The 16,708-nt window shown below is 66.2% G+C and carries 14 protein-coding genes and 3 pseudogenes; 4 read left to right on the top strand and 13 right to left on the bottom strand.

Features of this window, described 5'->3' with window-relative positions:
- Nucleotides 1-5 precede the first annotated feature (5 nt).
- From yjfF to ACQ858_RS02745, 8 genes and pseudogenes are all read right to left on the bottom strand, one after another.
- The gene (yjfF, locus tag ACQ858_RS02780) at nucleotides 6-1,031 is read right to left on the bottom strand and encodes a galactofuranose ABC transporter, permease protein YjfF (RefSeq protein WP_431275318.1); all 1,026 of its coding nucleotides are present in this window, start codon (nucleotides 1,029-1,031) and stop codon (nucleotides 6-8) included.
- Nucleotides 1,028-2,092 carry an ABC transporter permease gene (locus ACQ858_RS02775; RefSeq protein WP_431275317.1) on the bottom strand — a complete coding sequence of 355 codons (1,065 nt, stop codon included), beginning with the start codon at nucleotides 2,090-2,092 and terminating at the stop codon, nucleotides 1,028-1,030. Before ACQ858_RS02775 ends, yjfF begins: the two co-directional genes overlap by 4 nt.
- The gene (locus tag ACQ858_RS02770; protein ID WP_431275316.1) at nucleotides 2,089-3,609 is read right to left on the bottom strand and encodes a sugar ABC transporter ATP-binding protein; all 1,521 of its coding nucleotides are present in this window, start codon (nucleotides 3,607-3,609) and stop codon (nucleotides 2,089-2,091) included. The genes ACQ858_RS02775 and ACQ858_RS02770 overlap by 4 nt, the downstream gene beginning before the upstream one ends.
- Nucleotides 3,606-4,870, bottom strand: a pseudogene (gene mmsB, locus ACQ858_RS02765) (multiple monosaccharide ABC transporter permease). Before mmsB ends, ACQ858_RS02770 begins: the two are co-directional and overlap by 4 nt.
- Nucleotides 4,867-6,381, bottom strand: a complete 1,515-nt coding sequence (mmsA, locus tag ACQ858_RS02760) for a multiple monosaccharide ABC transporter ATP-binding protein (RefSeq protein ID WP_431276771.1) — start codon at nucleotides 6,379-6,381, stop codon at nucleotides 4,867-4,869. Before mmsA ends, mmsB begins: the two are co-directional and overlap by 4 nt.
- Nucleotides 6,382-6,469: 88 nt before the next feature.
- Nucleotides 6,470-7,543, bottom strand: a complete 1,074-nt coding sequence (gene chvE / locus ACQ858_RS02755) for a multiple monosaccharide ABC transporter substrate-binding protein (protein ID WP_431275315.1) — start codon at nucleotides 7,541-7,543, stop codon at nucleotides 6,470-6,472.
- Between the two features lie 54 nt (nucleotides 7,544-7,597).
- Nucleotides 7,598-8,563, bottom strand: coding sequence for an ABC transporter substrate-binding protein (locus tag ACQ858_RS02750; protein ID WP_431275314.1), 966 nt, complete (start codon nucleotides 8,561-8,563; stop codon nucleotides 7,598-7,600).
- A 55-nt stretch (nucleotides 8,564-8,618) separates the two neighbouring features.
- Nucleotides 8,619-10,070 carry an aldehyde dehydrogenase family protein gene (locus ACQ858_RS02745; protein WP_431275313.1) on the bottom strand — a complete coding sequence of 484 codons (1,452 nt, stop codon included), beginning with the start codon at nucleotides 10,068-10,070 and terminating at the stop codon, nucleotides 8,619-8,621.
- Nucleotides 10,071-10,158: 88 nt separating this feature from the next.
- Between ACQ858_RS02745 and ACQ858_RS02740 the strand changes: the two are divergent.
- From ACQ858_RS02740 to ACQ858_RS02730, 3 genes and pseudogenes are all read left to right on the top strand, one after another.
- Nucleotides 10,159-11,116 (top strand): annotated as a pseudogene (locus tag ACQ858_RS02740) (LysR family transcriptional regulator).
- Between the two features lie 21 nt (nucleotides 11,117-11,137).
- Nucleotides 11,138-12,038, top strand: a pseudogene (locus tag ACQ858_RS02735) (SMP-30/gluconolactonase/LRE family protein).
- A 104-nt stretch (nucleotides 12,039-12,142) separates the two neighbouring features.
- The gene (locus tag ACQ858_RS02730; protein ID WP_431275312.1) at nucleotides 12,143-12,844 is read left to right on the top strand and encodes a response regulator transcription factor; all 702 of its coding nucleotides are present in this window, start codon (nucleotides 12,143-12,145) and stop codon (nucleotides 12,842-12,844) included.
- A 31-nt stretch (nucleotides 12,845-12,875) separates the two neighbouring features.
- On the opposite strand, the gene ACQ858_RS02725 is transcribed toward ACQ858_RS02730, so the two are convergent.
- The 3 genes from ACQ858_RS02725 to ACQ858_RS02715 are packed head-to-tail and all read right to left on the bottom strand — an operon-like array spanning nucleotide 12,876 to nucleotide 14,518.
- Entirely contained in the window at nucleotides 12,876-13,436 is a 561-nt protein-coding gene (locus ACQ858_RS02725; RefSeq protein WP_431275311.1) for a hypothetical protein, read from the bottom strand.
- A gap of 21 nt (nucleotides 13,437-13,457) precedes the next feature.
- Nucleotides 13,458-14,087, bottom strand: coding sequence for a hypothetical protein (locus ACQ858_RS02720; protein WP_431275310.1), 630 nt, complete (start codon nucleotides 14,085-14,087; stop codon nucleotides 13,458-13,460).
- Nucleotides 14,088-14,122: 35 nt separating this feature from the next.
- Nucleotides 14,123-14,518, bottom strand: a complete 396-nt coding sequence (locus ACQ858_RS02715; protein WP_431275309.1) for a hypothetical protein — start codon at nucleotides 14,516-14,518, stop codon at nucleotides 14,123-14,125.
- 363 nt (nucleotides 14,519-14,881) lie between these two features.
- Here ACQ858_RS02715 and ACQ858_RS02710 point away from each other — a divergent pair, with 363 nt between their 5' ends.
- Complete coding sequence (locus ACQ858_RS02710) at nucleotides 14,882-15,265, top strand: hypothetical protein (protein WP_431275308.1); 384 nt, start codon at nucleotides 14,882-14,884, stop codon at nucleotides 15,263-15,265.
- An 11-nt stretch (nucleotides 15,266-15,276) separates the two neighbouring features.
- Here the strand turns inward: ACQ858_RS02710 and ACQ858_RS02705 are convergent, their stop codons facing one another.
- Together ACQ858_RS02705 and ACQ858_RS02700 are read right to left on the bottom strand one after the other, a co-directional pair.
- Complete coding sequence (locus ACQ858_RS02705; protein ID WP_431275307.1) at nucleotides 15,277-15,612, bottom strand: hypothetical protein; 336 nt, start codon at nucleotides 15,610-15,612, stop codon at nucleotides 15,277-15,279.
- Between the two features lie 94 nt (nucleotides 15,613-15,706).
- Nucleotides 15,707-16,600 (bottom strand): hypothetical protein, encoded by an 894-nt coding sequence (locus tag ACQ858_RS02700; protein ID WP_431275306.1) that lies wholly within the window; start codon nucleotides 16,598-16,600, stop codon nucleotides 15,707-15,709.
- Between the last annotated feature and the right edge of the window lie 108 nt (nucleotides 16,601-16,708).

Raw genomic sequence — 16,708 nt, 5'->3', positions numbered from 1 at the left:
TGTTCCTAGCGCTCCGCGGCACGCGCGGAAAAAAGTCGTTGAAGCAGGCAGAAGATGAGCAGCAGCACGCCGACCACGATGCGGGTCCACCATGAGCTCAGCGTGCCGTCGAAGGAAATGAGCGTCTGGATGATCCCCAGCATCAGCACGCCGAACAGCGTGCCGACCACGTAGCCGACGCCCCCGGTGAGCAACGTGCCGCCGATCACCACCGCCGCAATGGCATCGAGCTCCAGCCCCACCGCGTGCAGGCCGTAGCCCGACAGCATGTAGAAGGTGAAGACCACGCCGCCCAGCGCCGAGCAGAAGCCCGACAGGGTGTAGACGCCGATGATGGTCGAGCGCACCGGCAGCCCCATCAGCACCGCCGATTGTTCGTTGCCACCGATCGCGTACACCGCGCGACCAAAGGGCGTGTAGTGCGCGACGAACACCGCGATCGCCACCACCCCGAGGGCGATCAGGCCGCTGAGCGAGATCGATGCGCCGCCCCACACCGGCAGGCGCCACTGCGAGACCTCCGAATAGAACTCGTCGGTGATGCTGATCGAATCGATGCTGATGAGATAGCACAGCCCACGCGCGAGGAACATGCCCGCGAGCGTCACGATGAAGGGCTGAAGCCGGAAGCGCTCGATCAGGACCCCCATGAAGGCGCCGAAGAGCAGGCCCATCGCCAGCACGAGCGGGATCACGATCGCGGGGCTTACGCCGTGCTTCTCGATCAGCGAGGCCGACACCATGGTGGTGAGCGCGATCACCGAGCCGACCGAGAGATCGATTCCGCCCGAGAGGATCACGAAGGTCATGCCCACCGCGACCACGCAGAGAAAGGCGTTGTCGATCAGCAGGTTGAGGAACACCTGCAGCGAGAAGAAGCCGTCGTAGAACACCGAGCCGAGCGTCGCCATCAGCACGAACAGCGAGATGGTCGCGGTCAGCGGCAGGTACTTCGGATTGAAGCGCGTGCGCGGGCGCGTTTCGGGCGCGGTGTTGACCTTCGCGCGCATATCGGGCACCACCGCGCTCATCGCACCCACTCCCCGCGCGCCGGGCGCTGCACGAGCTGGCGAAGGCTCGCGCGGAACTCGGCCGACTGCATCAGCATGACGACGAACACCACCGCCGCCTTCACTACCAGGTTGATCTCCGGCGGCACGCCCAGCGAATAGATGCCGTAGGTCAGCGTCTGGATGATGAGCGCTCCGATCACGCTGCCCACGAGGCTGAATCGCCCGCCGGTGAGCGCGGTACCGCCGAGCGTGACCGCGAGGATCGCATCGAGCTCCAGCAACTGTCCGGCGTTGTTGCCATCCGCGCTCTTGACGTTGGAGCTGATCAGCAGCCCGGCCACGCCCGCGCAGAAGCCGCAGAACACGTAGGCACCGGCGATGATGCGCCGCGCGCGGACGCCGGCCACGCGCGCCGCGCCCGGGTTGATGCCGACCGACTGCACGAACAGGCCCAGCGCCGTGTGCGTGATCGCGAGGTACACCAGCGCGAACACCAGCGCCGCGATGTAGACCGAGAACGGCAGGCCGAAGAGATAGCCGCTGCCGATGAAGAAGAACGGCGCGTAGTAGATCGTGATGATCTGCCCGCCGGTGATGAGCTGCGCGATGCCGCGCCCGGCCACCATGAGGATCAGCGTCGCGATGATGGGCTGCATGCCGACGCGCGCCACCAGGAGCCCGTTCCACAGCCCGCAGATCGCGGCCACGCCGAGCGCCGCCAGGATCGCCATCCACATCGGGAAGCGGCTCACCTCGGCGGCGGCGCCGTCGCTCACGACCAGCGAGCCGCCGATCATCCATGCGGCCAACGCCGCAGCGATGGCGACCACCGCGCCCACGGAGATATCGATGCCGCGCGTGGCGATGACCGGCGTCATCCCGAGCGATACCAGCACCAGCGGCGATGCGCGGTTGAGGATGTCGACCAGGCTGCCGTAGAGGTGCCCGTCGCGCACCTCGATGTGCACGAAGCTCGGGTTGAACGCAGCGTTGATCGCGAGCAGGATCACGAGCGTGATGACAGGCCACGCGAGCCGGTGCCGGAAGATGCGTGCGATGCGCTCGGTCATGTCGCTCATGCCTCCGCCGCGATGAGGTCGTAGACGGCATCCTCGCTCGTCCCAGCAGGCAGCTCGCCCACCTTGCGCCGCTCGCGCAACACCACGATGCGGTGCGAGACACGCACCACCTCGTTCATCTCCGACGAGATGAAGATGACCGCCATGCCGCCGCGCGCGAGGCGAAGGATCTCGTTCATGATTTCCTGCTTGGCCGCGACGTCGATGCCGCGCGTCGGTTCGTCGAGGATGAGCAGACGCGGCTCTGTCGCGAGCCAGCGCGCCAGCAGCGCCTTCTGCTGGTTTCCGCCCGAGAGCAGGCCGATGGGCGTGTCGACGCTCGCGGTCTTGATGCCCAGCGCCTCGACGAAGCGCTGCGCCAGCGCGGTCTGCTCGGTGCGCGTCATTGCGCTCAGCACGCCGCGACGCGCCTGCAGCGCCAGTGCGATGTTCTCGCGCAATGAAAGATCGGCCACGATGCCGTCGGTCTTTCGCTCTTCGGGGCACAGTGCGAGTCCGTGCCGCACCGCATCGGCCGGGCTGCCCAGATCCACCGCGACACCGTCGATCCGCAAGGCGCCGCAATCGGGCTTCGCCAGACCAAAGAGCAGTCGCGCGAGTTCGGTTCGACCCGAGCCGAGCAGCCCCGCGAGGCCCACCACCTCGCCGTTTCGCACATGCAGATCGACGGGCTGCAGCTGGCCGTGCTGGCCCAGTCCTTCGGCTTCCAGCACGTTGCCTGCCGCTTCATCGATGACGGGCAATTGCGCGGGCCCCGTCGCCTGCGCGGCAAGCTCGCGACCGACCATCGCCGAGATCAGCGCCTGCGGGCCCAGCTCGCGAGTCGGCCATTCGCCGAGCCATGCGCCGTTGCGCAGCACCGTGATGCGATCCGACACTGCATAGACCTGGTTGAGGAAGTGCGTGACGAACAGGATCGCCATGCCCTCGCCGCGCAAACGCCGAAGCACCGCGAAGAGGCTCTGCACCTCGTCATCGTCCAGGCTCGACGTCGGCTCGTCGAGGATCAGCACTTTCGACGACACCCCCAGTGCGCGCGCGATCGCGACCATCTGCTGCACAGCCACCGAATAGCTCGACAGCAACCGCGACACGTCGATGTCCACCTCGAGCCGGGCGAGCAGCGCGCGCGCCTCCTGATTGACGGCCGCCCAATGGATGCGCAGGCCCCGACGCGGATAGCGGCCTGCCAGGATGTTCTCCGCCACCGACAGGTTCGGGCAGAGGTTCACTTCCTGGTAGACCGTGCTGATGCCCATCTTCTGCGCCTCGATCGGCGAGGCGGGGCGGACCGGCTGGCCCGACAGGGCCATCTCGCCGCTGTCGGCCGCATACACGCCCGTGAGCACCTTGATGAGCGTGGACTTGCCCGCGCCGTTCTGCCCGAGAAGCGCGTGGATCTCGCCGGCACGCAGCCGCAGCGACACGCCGCGCAGCGCCGCCACCCCGCTGAACTGCTTGTCGATGCCCGTGAGCTGGAGCACCGGCGCATCGGTGGATGCTGTGGTGCTCGTCATTTGTTCTTGTTGTAGACATCGATGAACACGGCGGCGAGCAGCACCAGTCCTTTGATGACCTGCTGGTAGTCGATGCCGATGCCGAGGATCGACATGCCGTTGTTCATCACGCCCATGATGAAGGCGCCGATCACCGCGCCCATGACCTTGCCCACGCCGCCCGATGCCGAGGCGCCGCCGATGAAGCAGGCCGCAATCACGTCGAGCTCGAAGCCCAGACCGGCCTTCGGCGTCGCGGTGTTCAGCCGTGCCGCGAACACGAGCCCCGCCAGCGCCGCGAGCACGCCCATGTTCACGAAGGCGAGAAAGGCCAGCCGCTGGGTCTTGATGCCCGACAGGCGGGCCGCCTTCTCGTTGCCGCCCAGCGCGTAGATGCGGCGGCCGATGGTGGTTCGGTTGGTGACGAACTCGTAGGCGACGATCAGCACCGCCATCACGATCAGCACGTTGGGCAGGCCCTTGTAGGTGGCGAGCAGGTAGCTCAGCAGCAGGATCGCGCCCGCGAAGAACAGGTTCTTCACGAGGAAGAAGGCGTAGGGCTCCTGCGCCATTCCGTGCTCCGCGAGCCGCGCGCGCCCTCGCATCTTGAAGAACACCAGCGCCGCGGCGGCGAGCACGCCGAGCAGCAGCGAGGTGGTGCGCAGGCTTTCGCCGCCGATCACGTCGGGCACGAAGCCCGAGCTGAGCTTCTGGAAGGCTTCGGGGAACGGCCCGACGGACTGCCCCGCGAGCAGCGCCAGCGTGAGCCCCTTGAACACCAGCATGCCGGCCAGCGTGACGATGAACGACGGAATCCTGAAGAAAGCCACGAACCATCCCTGCGCCGCGCCGATCGCCCCCCGGCGATGAGGCACACGATGAAGGTCGGCACGAAGTGCCAGTCGTACTCCACCATCAGCACCGCGGCCAGCGCGCCGATGAAGCCGCACACCGAGCCGACCGACAGGTCGATGTGCCCCGCGACGATCACCAGAAGCATGCCCAGCGCCATGATGACGATGTAGCTGTTCTGCAGCACCAGGTTCGTGAGGTTCAGCGGCCGCATCAGCGTGCCGTCCGTCAATACCTGGAACAGCACCATGATCGCGATCAGCGACAGCAGCATGCCGTAGTCGCGCAGGTTGTTCTTGATGAAGCCCGCGTGCTCGGCCGCCGGGCCCAGGAACCCCGCAGAACCGGCTTCGCCGGGCTGCTGGGGTTGCCCCCGGAGAGGGGGTGTCCGAGCCACACGAAGCGGGCGAGGCTGGGGGTGATCGATCATTCATTGCTCCCGGATGCGACGATGACTCTCATGATTTTTTCCTGCGAGGCTTCCGCCACGGGGAACTCAGCGACGAAGCGCCCTTCGTTCATCACATAGATGCGGTCGCACATACCGAGCAGCTCGGGCAGTTCCGATGAAATCATCAGGATGCCTTTGCCTTCGCTCGCGAGCCGATCGATGATGCTGTAGATCTCGTACTTGGCGCCCACGTCGATGCCGCGCGTTGGCTCGTCGAGCATCAGCAGCTCGGGCTCCGTGAAGAGCCACTTGCTCAGCACCACCTTCTGCTGGTTGCCGCCCGAGAGATTGACCACGCGCTGGTTCACGCCGGGGCAGCGGATGTTGAGCGCGCGGCGATAGTCGTTCGCCACCTTGAACTCGCGTGCATCGTCGATCACCCCGCGCTCCGAGATCGCCGCGAGATTCGCCAGGCTCACGTTCCTGCGGATGTCCTCCTCGAGCACCAGCCCCGCGCTCTTGCGGTCTTCGGTGACGTAGGCGATGCCGTGGTCGATCGCCTTGCGGATCGTGCTCACATCGACTTCCTTGCCGTGCATATGCACCGAGCCGCGGATGCGCTGCCCGTAGGAGCGCCCGAACACGCTCATCGCGAACTCGGTGCGCCCCGCGCCCATCAGGCCCGCGATGCCGACGATCTCGCCGCGCCGAACATGGAGATTCACGCCCTTGATCTGCTCGCGATCGGCATGCAGCGCATGGTGCACGCGCCAGTCGCGCACCTCGAAGATGACTTCGCCGATCTGCGGCGTGCGCTCCGGGTAGCGATGCGCCATGTCGCGCCCGACCATGCCGCGGATGATGCGGTCCTCGCTGATCGGCACGGCGCGGCAGTCCATGGTCTCGACCGTCGCGCCGTCGCGCAGCACGGTGATCGAATCGGCCACCTTGGCGATCTCGTTGAGCTTGTGCGAGATGAGGATCGACGAGATGCCCTGCGCCTTCAGCTCCAGCAGCAGCTTCAGCAATGCATCGCTGTCGCTTTCGTTGAGGCTCGCGGTCGGCTCGTCGAGGATCAGGAGGCGCACCTCCTTCGACAGCGCCTTCGCGATCTCCACCAGCTGCTGCTTGCCAACGCCAAGGTTGGTGATGAGCGCGGTGGGCGGCTCGTTGAGCCCCACCTTCGCGAGCAGTTCGCGGGTGCGCGCATAGGCCTCGAACCAGTCGATCACGCCACCCTTGGCCGTCTCGTTGCCGAGGAAGATGTTCTCCGCGATCGACAGGAGCGGCACCAGCGCAAGCTCCTGGTGAATGATGATGATGCCGAGCGCCTCGCTGTCGGCGATGTCCCTGAAGCGGCGCAGCTCGCCGTCGAAGTGGATCTCGCCCGCGTAGGATTCGCAGGGATACACGCCGCTCAGCACCTTCATGAGCGTGGACTTGCCCGCGCCGTTCTCGCCGACCACCGCATGGATCTCGCCGGCGCGCACTGCGAGGTTGACGTTGTCCAGCGCGTTGACCCCCGGAAAGGTCTTGGTGATGCCGCGCATCTCCAGAATCACATCGTTCACCCTGTCTCCTTCGAACCTGCGGGGCCGATGAGCCGGCCCCGCATCGCGTTCATCGCTTCCGCAGCGGCTACTTGATCTGACTCTCCTTGTAGTAGCCGGTGTCGACCAGCGCCTGCTTCCAGTTCGTCGCATCGACGCTCACCGGCTTGAGCAGGTACGAAGGCACGACCTTCACGCCGTTGTTGTAGGTCTTGGTGTCGTTCACTTCCGGCGCCTTGCCCGCCATCATCGCGTCGACCATGTTGACCGTCACCTTCGCCAGTTCGCGCGTGTCCTTGAACACCGTGGAAGTCTGTTCCTTCTTGAGGATCGACTTGACCGAAGGGACTTCGGCGTCCTGTCCCGTCACCACCGGCATCGGCTGCTGCGGCGTGCCGTAGCCCACGCCCTTGAGCGAGGAGATGATGCCGATCGAGAGCCCGTCGTAAGGCGACAGCACCGCATCCACGCGATCCTTCGTGTAGAAGGCCGACAGCAGGTTGTCCATGCGTGCCTGCGCCACGGCACCATCCCAGCGCAGCGTCGAGACCTTGTCCATGCCCATCTGCTTGCTGCGCACCACCAGCTTGCCGCTGTCGATATAGGGCTTGAGCACCGACATCGCGCCGTTGTAGAAGAAGAAGGCGTTGTTGTCATCCGGCGATCCGCCGAAGAGCTCGATGTTGTACGGCCCCTTTCCCTCCTTGAGCTTCAGCGCCTGCTCGATGTACTGCGCCTGCAGCACGCCGACCTGGAAGTTGTCGAAGGTCGCGTAGTAGTCGACGTTCTTCGAGCCGCGGATCAGCCGGTCATACGCGATGACCTTGATCCCCTTGTCCGCGGCCTTCTGCAGCACGTCCGACAAGGTCGTCCCGTCGATCGCCGCGATCACCAGCACCTTCGGCCCCTTCGTCACCATGTTCTCGATCTGCGCGAGCTGGTTCGGAATATCGTCCTCCGCGTACTGCAGATCGGTCTTGTACCCCTTCTCGTTGAAGTACTTGACCATGTTCCCGCCATCCGCGATCCACCGCGCCGACGACTTCGTCGGCATCGAGATCGCGACCATCCCCTTGTCCTGCGCGTAGGCCACAGGCCCGAGCCCCAACACCACAACGGCCGCCACGCCGCCCAACAAGGCCTTCAGAAATTCTCTTTTCATCAACGTCTCCTCTGAGTGAATGCAAAGTGGCCGCGAAGTGCGCGAGCCTGGGGGTTAGTACTTCCTGCTGGGGAATTCGGCCTTGGCGACCTCCATCGGGAAGATGCCCTCCTTCGTCAGGATGCGCTTGGGCAGCGGCTTGCCGGCCTTGATGTCCTTGACCGCGCTCATCAGTTGAGGGCCGAGCAGCGGACTGCATTCGACCGAGACGTTGAGCTTCCCGGCCATCATGGCCTCGAAGGCGCCCTTCACGCCGTCGATGGAGATGATCACGATGTCCTGCGCCGGCTTCATCCCCGCCTCTTCGATGGCCTGGATGGCGCCGATCGCCATGTCGTCGTTGTGCGCGAAGAGCACATTGATGTTCTTGCCCTCGGCCTTGAGGAAAGCCTCCATCACCTCCTTGCCCTTGGCACGGGTGAAGTCGCCGGTCTGCGAACGGATGATCTTGTACTTCGGATCGCTCTTGATGATCTCCTCGAAGCCCTTCTTGCGGTCGATGGCCGGCGCGGAGCCCACCGTGCCCTGCAGCTCGACGATGTTCACCGGCCCCTTGTTGTCCTTCATCTTCTCGACCAGCCAGCGGCCGGCCTTGCGGCCTTCCTCGACGAAGTCCGAGCCCATGAAAGTCACATAGAGCGTGTCGTCCTTGCTGTTGACCGCGCGATCGGTCAGCACCACCGGGATGTTCGCGGCCTTGGCTTCCTTCAGCACGGTGTCCCAGCCCGACTCGACCACCGGCGAGAAGGCGATCACGTCCACCTTCTGCGCGATGTACGAGCGGATGGCCTTGATCTGGTTCTCCTGCTTCTGCTGCGCGTCGGAGAACTTGAGGTCGATGTCGGCCTCCTTCGCGGCCGACTTGATCGACTCGGTGTTGGCGGTGCGCCATTCGCTTTCCGCGCCCACCTGGGCGAAGCCCAGCACGATCTTCTTCTGCGCGAACGCCGTGACAGGCAGCAGCGAAGAAAGCGACGCGCTGGCAAGAGCGATGTTGAGCGTGCGACGGTTCAGTTTCATGTTGTCTCCTGGTTGACGTGGTGAAAGAACTCTTTGGTGTTGTTATGGCAGTCACTCAGGCCAGCACGTAGCCGGTCTTCACGGTGGTGTAGAACTCCGCGGCGTACCGGCCCTGCTCGCGCGGGCCGTAGCTGGAGGCCTTCCGGCCACCGAAGGGGACGTGGTAGTCGACGCCCGCCGTCGGCAGGTTGACCATGGTCATGCCGACGCGTGCATGGCGCTTGAAGTGCGAAGCCCGCGCGAGCGAGCTGGTGCAGATGCCCGCGCACAGGCCGAAGGGCGTGTCGTTGGCCACCGCGAGCGCGTGCTCGTAGTTGTCCGCCTGCAGCACGCAGGCGACCGGGCCGAAGATCTCCTCGCGCGCAACGCGGTGCTCGGGCCGCGCGAGGAACAGCGCCGGGCTCATGAAGTAGCCGTCGCTCGCGCGCTGCAGCCGCTCGCCGCCAAAGACGTGCTCGGCACCTTCTTCGATGGCGTTCGCGACCGCGGCGAGATTGAGGTCGAGCTGGGCCGCATCGACCACCGGGCCGATGTCGATCCCGCGTTCCAGCGCATGGCCGACTTTGAGCGCGGCCAGCCGATGCCGCAGTCGCACCACGAAGGCGTCGTGCACCGAAGCTTCGACGACCAGCCGGCTCGACGCGGTACAACGCTGGCCGGTCGAGAAGTAGGCACCCTGCACCGCGCAATCGACCGCACGATCCAGGTCCGCATCCGCGAGCACCACCAGCGGGTTCTTGCCCCCCATCTCGAGCTGCACCTTCGCGCGCCGGCGCGCGGCGGCCTGCAGGATGTGCTCGCCGGTCGGCACCGAGCCGGTGAAGCTGATCGCATCGACCAGCGGGCTGTCGACGAGGGTCTGCCCCACTTCACGGCCGCTGCCCATCACGAGGTTGAAGGTGCCCGCCGGCAATGCCGCGCGGCTGATGATCTCCGCCAGCGCCCAGCCGCAGGCCGGCACCAGCTCGGCCGGCTTGAAGACGACGCTGTTGCCGTAGGCGAGCGCGGGCGCGATCTTCCAGGCGGGAATCGCGAGCGGGAAGTTCCAGGGCGTGATGAGCCCGACCACGCCGACCGGCTCGCGCGTGATGTCGACCTGCACGTCCGGCCGCACGGAGGCCAGCATCTCGCCACCGGCCCGCAAAGCCTCGCCCGCGAAGAACTTGAAGATGTGGCCGGCGCGCGCAGCCTCGCCGACGGCTTCGGGCAGTGTCTTGCCCTCTTCCCGCGCGAGCAGCATGCCGAGCTCTTCGCGGCGCGCGAGCATCTCGCTGCCGATCTGGTCGAGCACGTCGGCACGCCGCTGCGGCGTGGTGTGGCTCCAGTGCGGAAAGGCATCGGCCGCGGCGCGGATCGCGAGATTGGTCTGGTTGCGATCGGCACGCGCATATTCGGCGACCACCTCCCGCGTGTCGGACGGGTTCCGGCTGATGCCGGTGGTGACGCCCGTCTCCCATCGGCCGTTGATGAACTGCCGTGTGCGTTGCTGAAGCTCGTTGCGTTTCAAGGTGGGGCGAGTCTAGGAATCGCCCCGATATCTTTCCAATCAAGATTTGGATGGAATCGATATCAGAACCGGCATTCAGGTAAACCCCATGACCAACTACACGCACTGGTTCATCCGCGCGCGCCTCAAGACCCGGCAGCTTCTGCTGCTGGTCGCGCTCGCGGAAGAAGGCAACATCCACCGTGCTGCACAGGTGCTCAACATGACGCAGCCGGCGGCCTCGAAGCTGTTGAAGGACCTCGAGGACGTGCTGCAGGTGCCGCTCTTCGAGCGCCTTCCGCGCGGCATGCAGCCGACCTGGTACGGCGAGACGATGATCCGCCACGCGCGCATCGCGCTCGCAAGCCTCAACCAGGCGCACGACGAGCTGATGGCGCTGAAGGCCGGCGGCGCGGGGCAGGTGAACATCGGCGCGATCACGGCGCCGGGGTTGGTGCTGCTGCCGCCGGCCGTGGCCGCGGTGAAGCGCGAGCATCCCAACCTGCGCGTGTCACTCGAGATCGAGACCAGCCCGGTGCTGCTCGAGCGGCTGGAGCAGGGCAAGCTCGACCTGCTCGTTGCGCGGCTCTTCGCGGAGCACGACAAGACCAACCTGCGCTACGAGGCCCTCACCGAAGAACCCGTCTGCGCGCTGGTGCGGCCCGGCCATCCCTTGCTGGGCATGAGCGGGCTCGGGCTGCGCGACCTCGGTGTCCGCCGGCTGGATCGTGCCGCCCGCCGGCAGCGTGCTGCGGCACCGCTTCGACCTGATGTTCCAGGAGGAAGGCCTCGCACCGCCGATCAACGTGATCGAGACCGCGGCGCTGCTTTTCATCACGCGCATGCTGCAGCAGAGCGACATGGTGGCGGTGCTCGCGTCCGACGTGGCGCGCTACTACGCGGCGCACGGCATCGTCACGCTGCTTCCGGTGGAGATGCCCTGCCACATGGACGCCTTCGGCATCATCACGCGCACCGACCGCCTGCTCTCGCCCGCGGCCAAGGTGATGATGAAGGCGTTGAAGGCGGAGAGCTTCGCCGCTTACGGCAAGCGCCTGGACGACTGAAACCCATCACGAGGAGCACGCATGCCCACCATCCCCCACACCCTCGATGCACCCCGCTGCATCTGGCCGGCCGCCGCCACGCTGGGCGAAGGCACGCTGTGGTCGCAACGCGAGGAGGCGCTGTACTGGGTCGACATCCTCGAGCGGCGCCTGCATCGCTATCACCCGGCCGGCGAAACCCGCGCGAGCTGGGATTTCGATGAAGAGATCTCCGCGCTCGCGGAACGCGCCGCCGCGCCGGGGCTGATCGTCACGCTGCGACGCGGCTTCGCGCTGTTCGATCCGTCGCGCAACGCGCCGCCGCAGTACCTCCACCAACCGGAACCCGAGCTGACGGCTAACCGCTTCAACGACGGCAAGTGCGACGCAGAGGGACGCTTCTGGGGAGGCACCATGGATTTCGACTGTCAGGCGCCGACCGGCTCGCTCTACCGTTTCGATGCGAATGGCCGCTGCACGAAGCACGACGAAGGATTCGCGGTCACCAACGGCCCGACCTGGTCGCAGGACGGGCGCACGATGTATTTCAACGACACGGTGAAGGGCCGCATCCATGCCTACGACTTCGATGCCGACACCGGCACGCTCTCGAACAAGCGCGAGTGGCATCGCTTCGCGCGGGGCGACGGCTATCCCGACGGCATGACCACCGACGCGGCGGGCCGGCTCTGGATTGCACACTGGGGCGCCGCCTGCGTGAGCTGCCACGATCCGGTGAACGCCGCCGAGCTGATGCGCATCAAGCTGCCCACGAGCCACATCACGAACTGTGCGTTCGGCGGGCCGGACCTGCGCACGCTCTACATCACGAGCGCGACCAGCGGACTCACGCCGGCGCAGCGCGAGGCCGAGCCGCTGGCGGGGGCTTTTCGCGGTGCCGCTCGACGTCGCTGGCTTGCCCGCATCGCCTTTCGCGGGCTGACGCCGATCGCCACGCCCCTTAGTACAAGACAACCATCTTTTCAAGCCTTTGACAGCGGACTAGACCAAAAGGATGGGTTGCATTGCACCCATGCCACGTGTTCAATGCACCGGACATGGCTGAAGAAGCCCCAACAACAACATGCGAACTGGAGAAGAGGAATGAGCGATCCAACCTTGAACCCAGCGGAGGAAATACCGGTCGTCCGGCTCATCGATGACGATGTGGCCTTCCGGCGCGCCGTACGCCGCCTGCTCCAGGCGGCCGGGCATCAGGTCGCGGAGTACAGCTCGGTGGGCGCGATGCTGCTGGAGGGCATCGGGAGCGCACCGGGATGCCCGGTGCTCGACATCCATATGCCCGGGCCCAGCGGGCTCGATCTTCAGGAAATGGTCGCCACGCAGTCCGATCCGCTGCCCGTGATCTTCGTGACCGCCGAGGCCACGGTGCACGAGACGCTGCGCGCGATGAAGGCCGGCGCGGCCGACTTTCTCTTCAAGCCGGTCGACGGCGACACACTGGTGTCGGTGGTCAACAAGGCGATGGCCGAAGACGCCGCGCGGCGCAAGGCTCGCAGGCATCTCACCGAACTGCAGAACCGCTATGCCCGCCTGAGCCCGCGCGAGCGGCAGGTAATGAACATGGTGGTCAACGGCGCGCTCAACAAGCAGATCAGCGCCGAACTCGGCGCGGCGGAGCGCACCGTCAAGGCCCACCGCGCGCACGTGATGGCGAAGATGGGCGTGGGCTCACTGGCCGACCTGGTCCGCGCGGTCGTCCAGCTCGACGCGCCGGTCGGCCACTGACCGCAGGCGTGCAGCACATCGCCGGTCTCCGCTAGCGCTTCAGTCGCAGGCCGGTGACGAGGTAAGTCAGGCCCAGCACCGCGGTCAGCGCGACCACGATCGAGCGGCGGCTGTCCTCGGTCGACAGCCCGAAGATCAGCGCCAGCCCGAAGAGGAGCGTGCCCAGACTGACGATGAACGCCGCCAGTGCGCCGCTGCGGGGGCCGTTCGGCAGGGGCTGCCCGCCCTTCATGTAGACGTAGATGATCCCGACCGCACCCAGCACGATGCAGAAGACGATGACCGCGCCGTAATAGGCCACCGAGCCGAGCACGCGCGACTGGATGCCCGGGTTGGCGAGCCCGAACACGCCGATCACGACGCGCATCGCCGCATCGGCGAAGACCAGCGTGGACAGCCACCGCCCCGGCGGGTACTTGGACACCGTGAACCACAGCGCCATCCCGATCAGCCCGTCGACCAGCGAGAAGTAGCCGTTGCGCCCCAGGCCCTTCTGCGCCTCGACGGAGATGGGTGCGATCAGCAGGTAGGCCACGAAGAGCAGGCTGATCGCCCCCGAAGCAGCAGTACCAGTCGCAGGTTCATGACGCAACTCCCGTCGGGTGGATCGTGCCTACTTCTTCTTGGCGGCCTTGCCGGCCGGCTCGACGAACAACGCCTCGCCCTGGACCAGCGTCGCCTCCACCTGGTCGCCGACCTTCAGCGACTCGAGCAGCTTCGGATCGTCGACCTCGAACTTGCGCGTCTCGTGCACGCCGCGCAGCGTCACCGTCTTCTTCTTCCGGTCGATGGCGAAGACATTGACCACCGCGTGGACCGTGTGCCGCACCCCCACGCCGGGGCTCTGCCCAGGCTGCGAAAGGAACACCTCGACCCAGTCGGTGCGCTGGCGGATGCCGCCGCCTTCCACCTTGCGCAGTTCGACCAGCAGCGCCGCGCCCTGCTTCAGGGTCACGACGTCGCCGACCTTGAGCTTGTCGAAGTTCTTGACCGCGTCGCTGGCCCGGATCGTGACCTCCTGCCCGTCGGGCCGCTTGAGGGTGATGTCGCGCGTCGCGGAATCGATCTTGGTGATGGTGGCCGAGCGCGTGCGCACGCCACCGGCGACCGCCCCGCCCGGCTCGCGGCCGATCACGACCGCGCCGGCGTCCGGCGGCGCGGCCTGGGACTTGTCCTGCGACCAGGCCGGAACCGACAGCGTGGCGGACACCGCCAGCATGAAACCCACAAAGCGCTTGTTCATGAATAAAGCTCCTGATGATGGGAAGAAAGAATCGATCAGTCGCCGGACCAGGGCCCGACCACCTGCCACGGCTGCGCGCCCTTGGCACTGCTCTTGTTCCTGCAGAAGATGTAGTCGCCGGCGTTCTGCAGCGAGCCGTGGCGGTTTTCCACACGCGCGAGCTTGCAGCCGGGGCGACCTTTCGGGTCCTTCGAAGGCGTGACGCTGCCGCTGGCGCTGGCGCCGTTTTCCCACTTGGTGGTGACGCCGTCTTCGCCGTCCAGCGCCTTGTTGATCGTCTTGGTCATGACCTCGACGTCGGCCTTGCTGAACCGCGTGATCGGCGTGTCGCGCATCGCGTTGTAGTTGCTGAGCGGGCGCGCGCCCGCCGATGCCGCGGCCAGCACCGCCGCAGCGGCCACCAGCCATTTGATTCCCTCTCTCCTTTGCATCCTCGCCCCTTTGCTTCGGAAGTCTGACATCGGCCTCGCGATCAGCGCACGAACCTACCGTTCCGATGCGTCGCTGGCCGGGTCATGTTGTAGCCGGCCCGCAGCGCGAAGTCCATCGGGCCATCTTGGGGCTCGCCGCACGGCCTGCAAATCGGCCCGACGGGCAGCGCCCCATGCCCCTTCGGGCAATAGACCGGCTGCGCCCATGCGGGTGAGAGAGCGCGCGATGCCTTTCGGCAACACCGGGCGCCCCGCGCCAAACAGACGGCGCGCCACACCGCAATAGTTCACACGGTCGATGCTGCGAGCCGCCAGGCGCGCATTAGGATGAACGAAACCAGTGCATCGAGGCAGGGAGGCCGCATGAAGACACGTTTCGAGATCGAGTCACTTCTCACCGCCGTCGCCATCGCGGTTCCGCTGACGGCGAATGCGGAGCCGGCGGCCATGTCCGCGGAGCAGCAGGAGGCGGACTACCGCGTGGTCGCCGCGCGCTGCGGCACACCCGCGTACGAGAAGGCGTTCTTCAGCCAATCGAAGGCCGCGGTCGCCGCCGGCCTGGTCGCGAAGAACCGGCCGCCCGCCGAGGTCGAGAAGACCATCACCGCGCTGCGGCGCAGCCCCTTCGTGCTCGTCGCGGCGCAGTCGGATTGCGCGGCACAGCTCAAGCAGCTCGATGAACTTCGCAGCAGCCGTGGCGCGCTGCTCAAGTCCTCGCGCGGCGCGCGCAAGGCGGCCGCGAGATAGCCGGGCGGGCGTCAGAGCCCGCCGTACATGCTTTCGCCGGACGACGCGCGATCGTGCCGCTTCGAGGCGCTGCGCAGGCTCAGTACCCAGAGCCGCGCATGCCGCTGTTCGCGGCTCTCGAAGTGTTCGGTGAAGCGGCGTATGCCGGGCCGCTCGATGGCCGCGAGCGTCATCCAGTCGGTGCCGCCGAACGACGGCGACTCCCCGCTGCGATCGACCAGGGCCGGTCGAAGCGCGGTCACCCATTCGGTGGGAACGGACGGGTCGCGATCCAGTGTGCGCAATGCGATCTTGGCGGCCTTGGGGCTCAACGCCTGGATCTTGTGAAGGTGGAAATCGAGGTCCAAGAGGCTACCCCCTTTCAGATACATCAGGATACATGTGAATGTGAAAATTTCACATGGGTAATCCCCAGGGATTCACTCTGGATTGCGCGCGAGGCTATTCCGAGCTCATTCGTTTGTATTCATTCCGCTTCATCGCGAGGTAGTCCTGCTTCTCGACCTCGTGCAACTGGCGCGCGTAGCGCTCCGTGTTGTCGAACCAAATGGCGAGGCGCTCGGACAGCTGGGCCTTGGCAGGCCGCTCCATGTAGGCGTCGATCGCCAGGTAGTAGCGCATCGTGTTGCGCTCGACAACGCCGAGCATGCCGCCGACGTATTCCGGCTGGCCCGACGCGTCCTTGCCGGTGGAGGTGAAGCCGACCTTGTCGGCGCCGAGCGTCTTGAGATAGGCCAGCATCGCGATCCGCGCCGCCGTGCCGTAGCCGTAGGAGTAGCCGAGATGGATGAAGGTCTTGCCGTCCGGGAGCGGTGTCGCTTCGAGGTCGATGTCGTAGTCATGCGTCGACATCGGCCCCGTCTCCGCGGTCAGCGACACGGCGAGGTAGTCCGGCGAGACCTTCGGCGCATGCCAGACGAAATTGATCCGCTGCGCCTGCGACAGCGGCTGGTCGAACTTGCGGCCCTCCGCAACGTCGAGCTGCGTGACATCGCCCGATGGACGCACGGCGCAGTACTTGGTGTTGAGGTGCAGCATCAGCACGTCGCACCAGACCGCCGGCTGGCTGAGCGATGCGCTCACCTCGCTGAAGGGATGGTTCAGCACCGCGAAAATGCGGCCGCTCAGTTGCCCCGACGCCTCCTTGGATTCCAGTGCCAACGGTCGCCCGAAAGCGTTCTGCGCCAGTTGCGGCTTGACGGCCGCGTGCTTGGCCTGCATGGCTTCGGCGCTGCCGAGCGCCTGCGACTGCGCAAGCGCCACGACCGGCACGAGTGCCGGCAAGAAAAGCATGAACAGCCAGAGCGCCAGCCGGCGGAATGTCGAGTGCTTCATCATGATGAATACATCCTTCCGGCACGGCGTTGCCTGACTTGCAAACGGGCGCTCACCGGGGCGGTGCATGCTGCGCGCCGTGCAATGCGCAGCACGCACCGCCCCGCG

The sequence above is a fragment of the Variovorax ureilyticus genome (assembly GCF_050632185.1).
In the GTDB taxonomy this organism is placed as follows: domain Bacteria; phylum Pseudomonadota; class Gammaproteobacteria; order Burkholderiales; family Burkholderiaceae_C; genus Variovorax; species Variovorax ureilyticus_A.
The sequence above is the reverse complement of the archived record's forward strand: the minus strand, read 5'-3'. Positions and strand labels throughout refer to the sequence as shown.

Bases quoted from the DNA above. Each gene is read 5' to 3' on its own strand.
- ACQ858_RS02770 (WP_431275316.1), bottom strand. From the start codon at position 3,609: ATGACGAGCACCACAGCATCCACCGATGCGCCGGTGCTCCAGCTCACG.
- ACQ858_RS02720 (WP_431275310.1), bottom strand. From the start codon at position 14,087: ATGAACAAGCGCTTTGTGGGTTTCATGCTGGCGGTGTCCGCCACGCTG.
- ACQ858_RS02750 (WP_431275314.1), bottom strand. From the start codon at position 8,563: ATGAAACTGAACCGTCGCACGCTCAACATCGCTCTTGCCAGCGCGTCG.
- mmsA (WP_431276771.1), bottom strand. From the start codon at position 6,381: ATGCGCGGCATCACCAAGACCTTTCCGGGGGTCAACGCGCTGGACAAC.
- ACQ858_RS02700 (WP_431275306.1), bottom strand. From the start codon at position 16,600: ATGAAGCACTCGACATTCCGCCGGCTGGCGCTCTGGCTGTTCATGCTT.
- yjfF (WP_431275318.1), bottom strand. From the start codon at position 1,031: ATGAGCGCGGTGGTGCCCGATATGCGCGCGAAGGTCAACACCGCGCCC.
- ACQ858_RS02715 (WP_431275309.1), bottom strand. From the start codon at position 14,518: ATGCAAAGGAGAGAGGGAATCAAATGGCTGGTGGCCGCTGCGGCGGTG.
- chvE (WP_431275315.1), bottom strand. From the start codon at position 7,543: ATGAAAAGAGAATTTCTGAAGGCCTTGTTGGGCGGCGTGGCGGCCGTT.
- ACQ858_RS02710 (WP_431275308.1), top strand. From the start codon at position 14,882: ATGAAGACACGTTTCGAGATCGAGTCACTTCTCACCGCCGTCGCCATC.
- ACQ858_RS02730 (WP_431275312.1), top strand. From the start codon at position 12,143: ATGCACCGGACATGGCTGAAGAAGCCCCAACAACAACATGCGAACTGG.
- ACQ858_RS02775 (WP_431275317.1), bottom strand. From the start codon at position 2,092: ATGAGCGACATGACCGAGCGCATCGCACGCATCTTCCGGCACCGGCTC.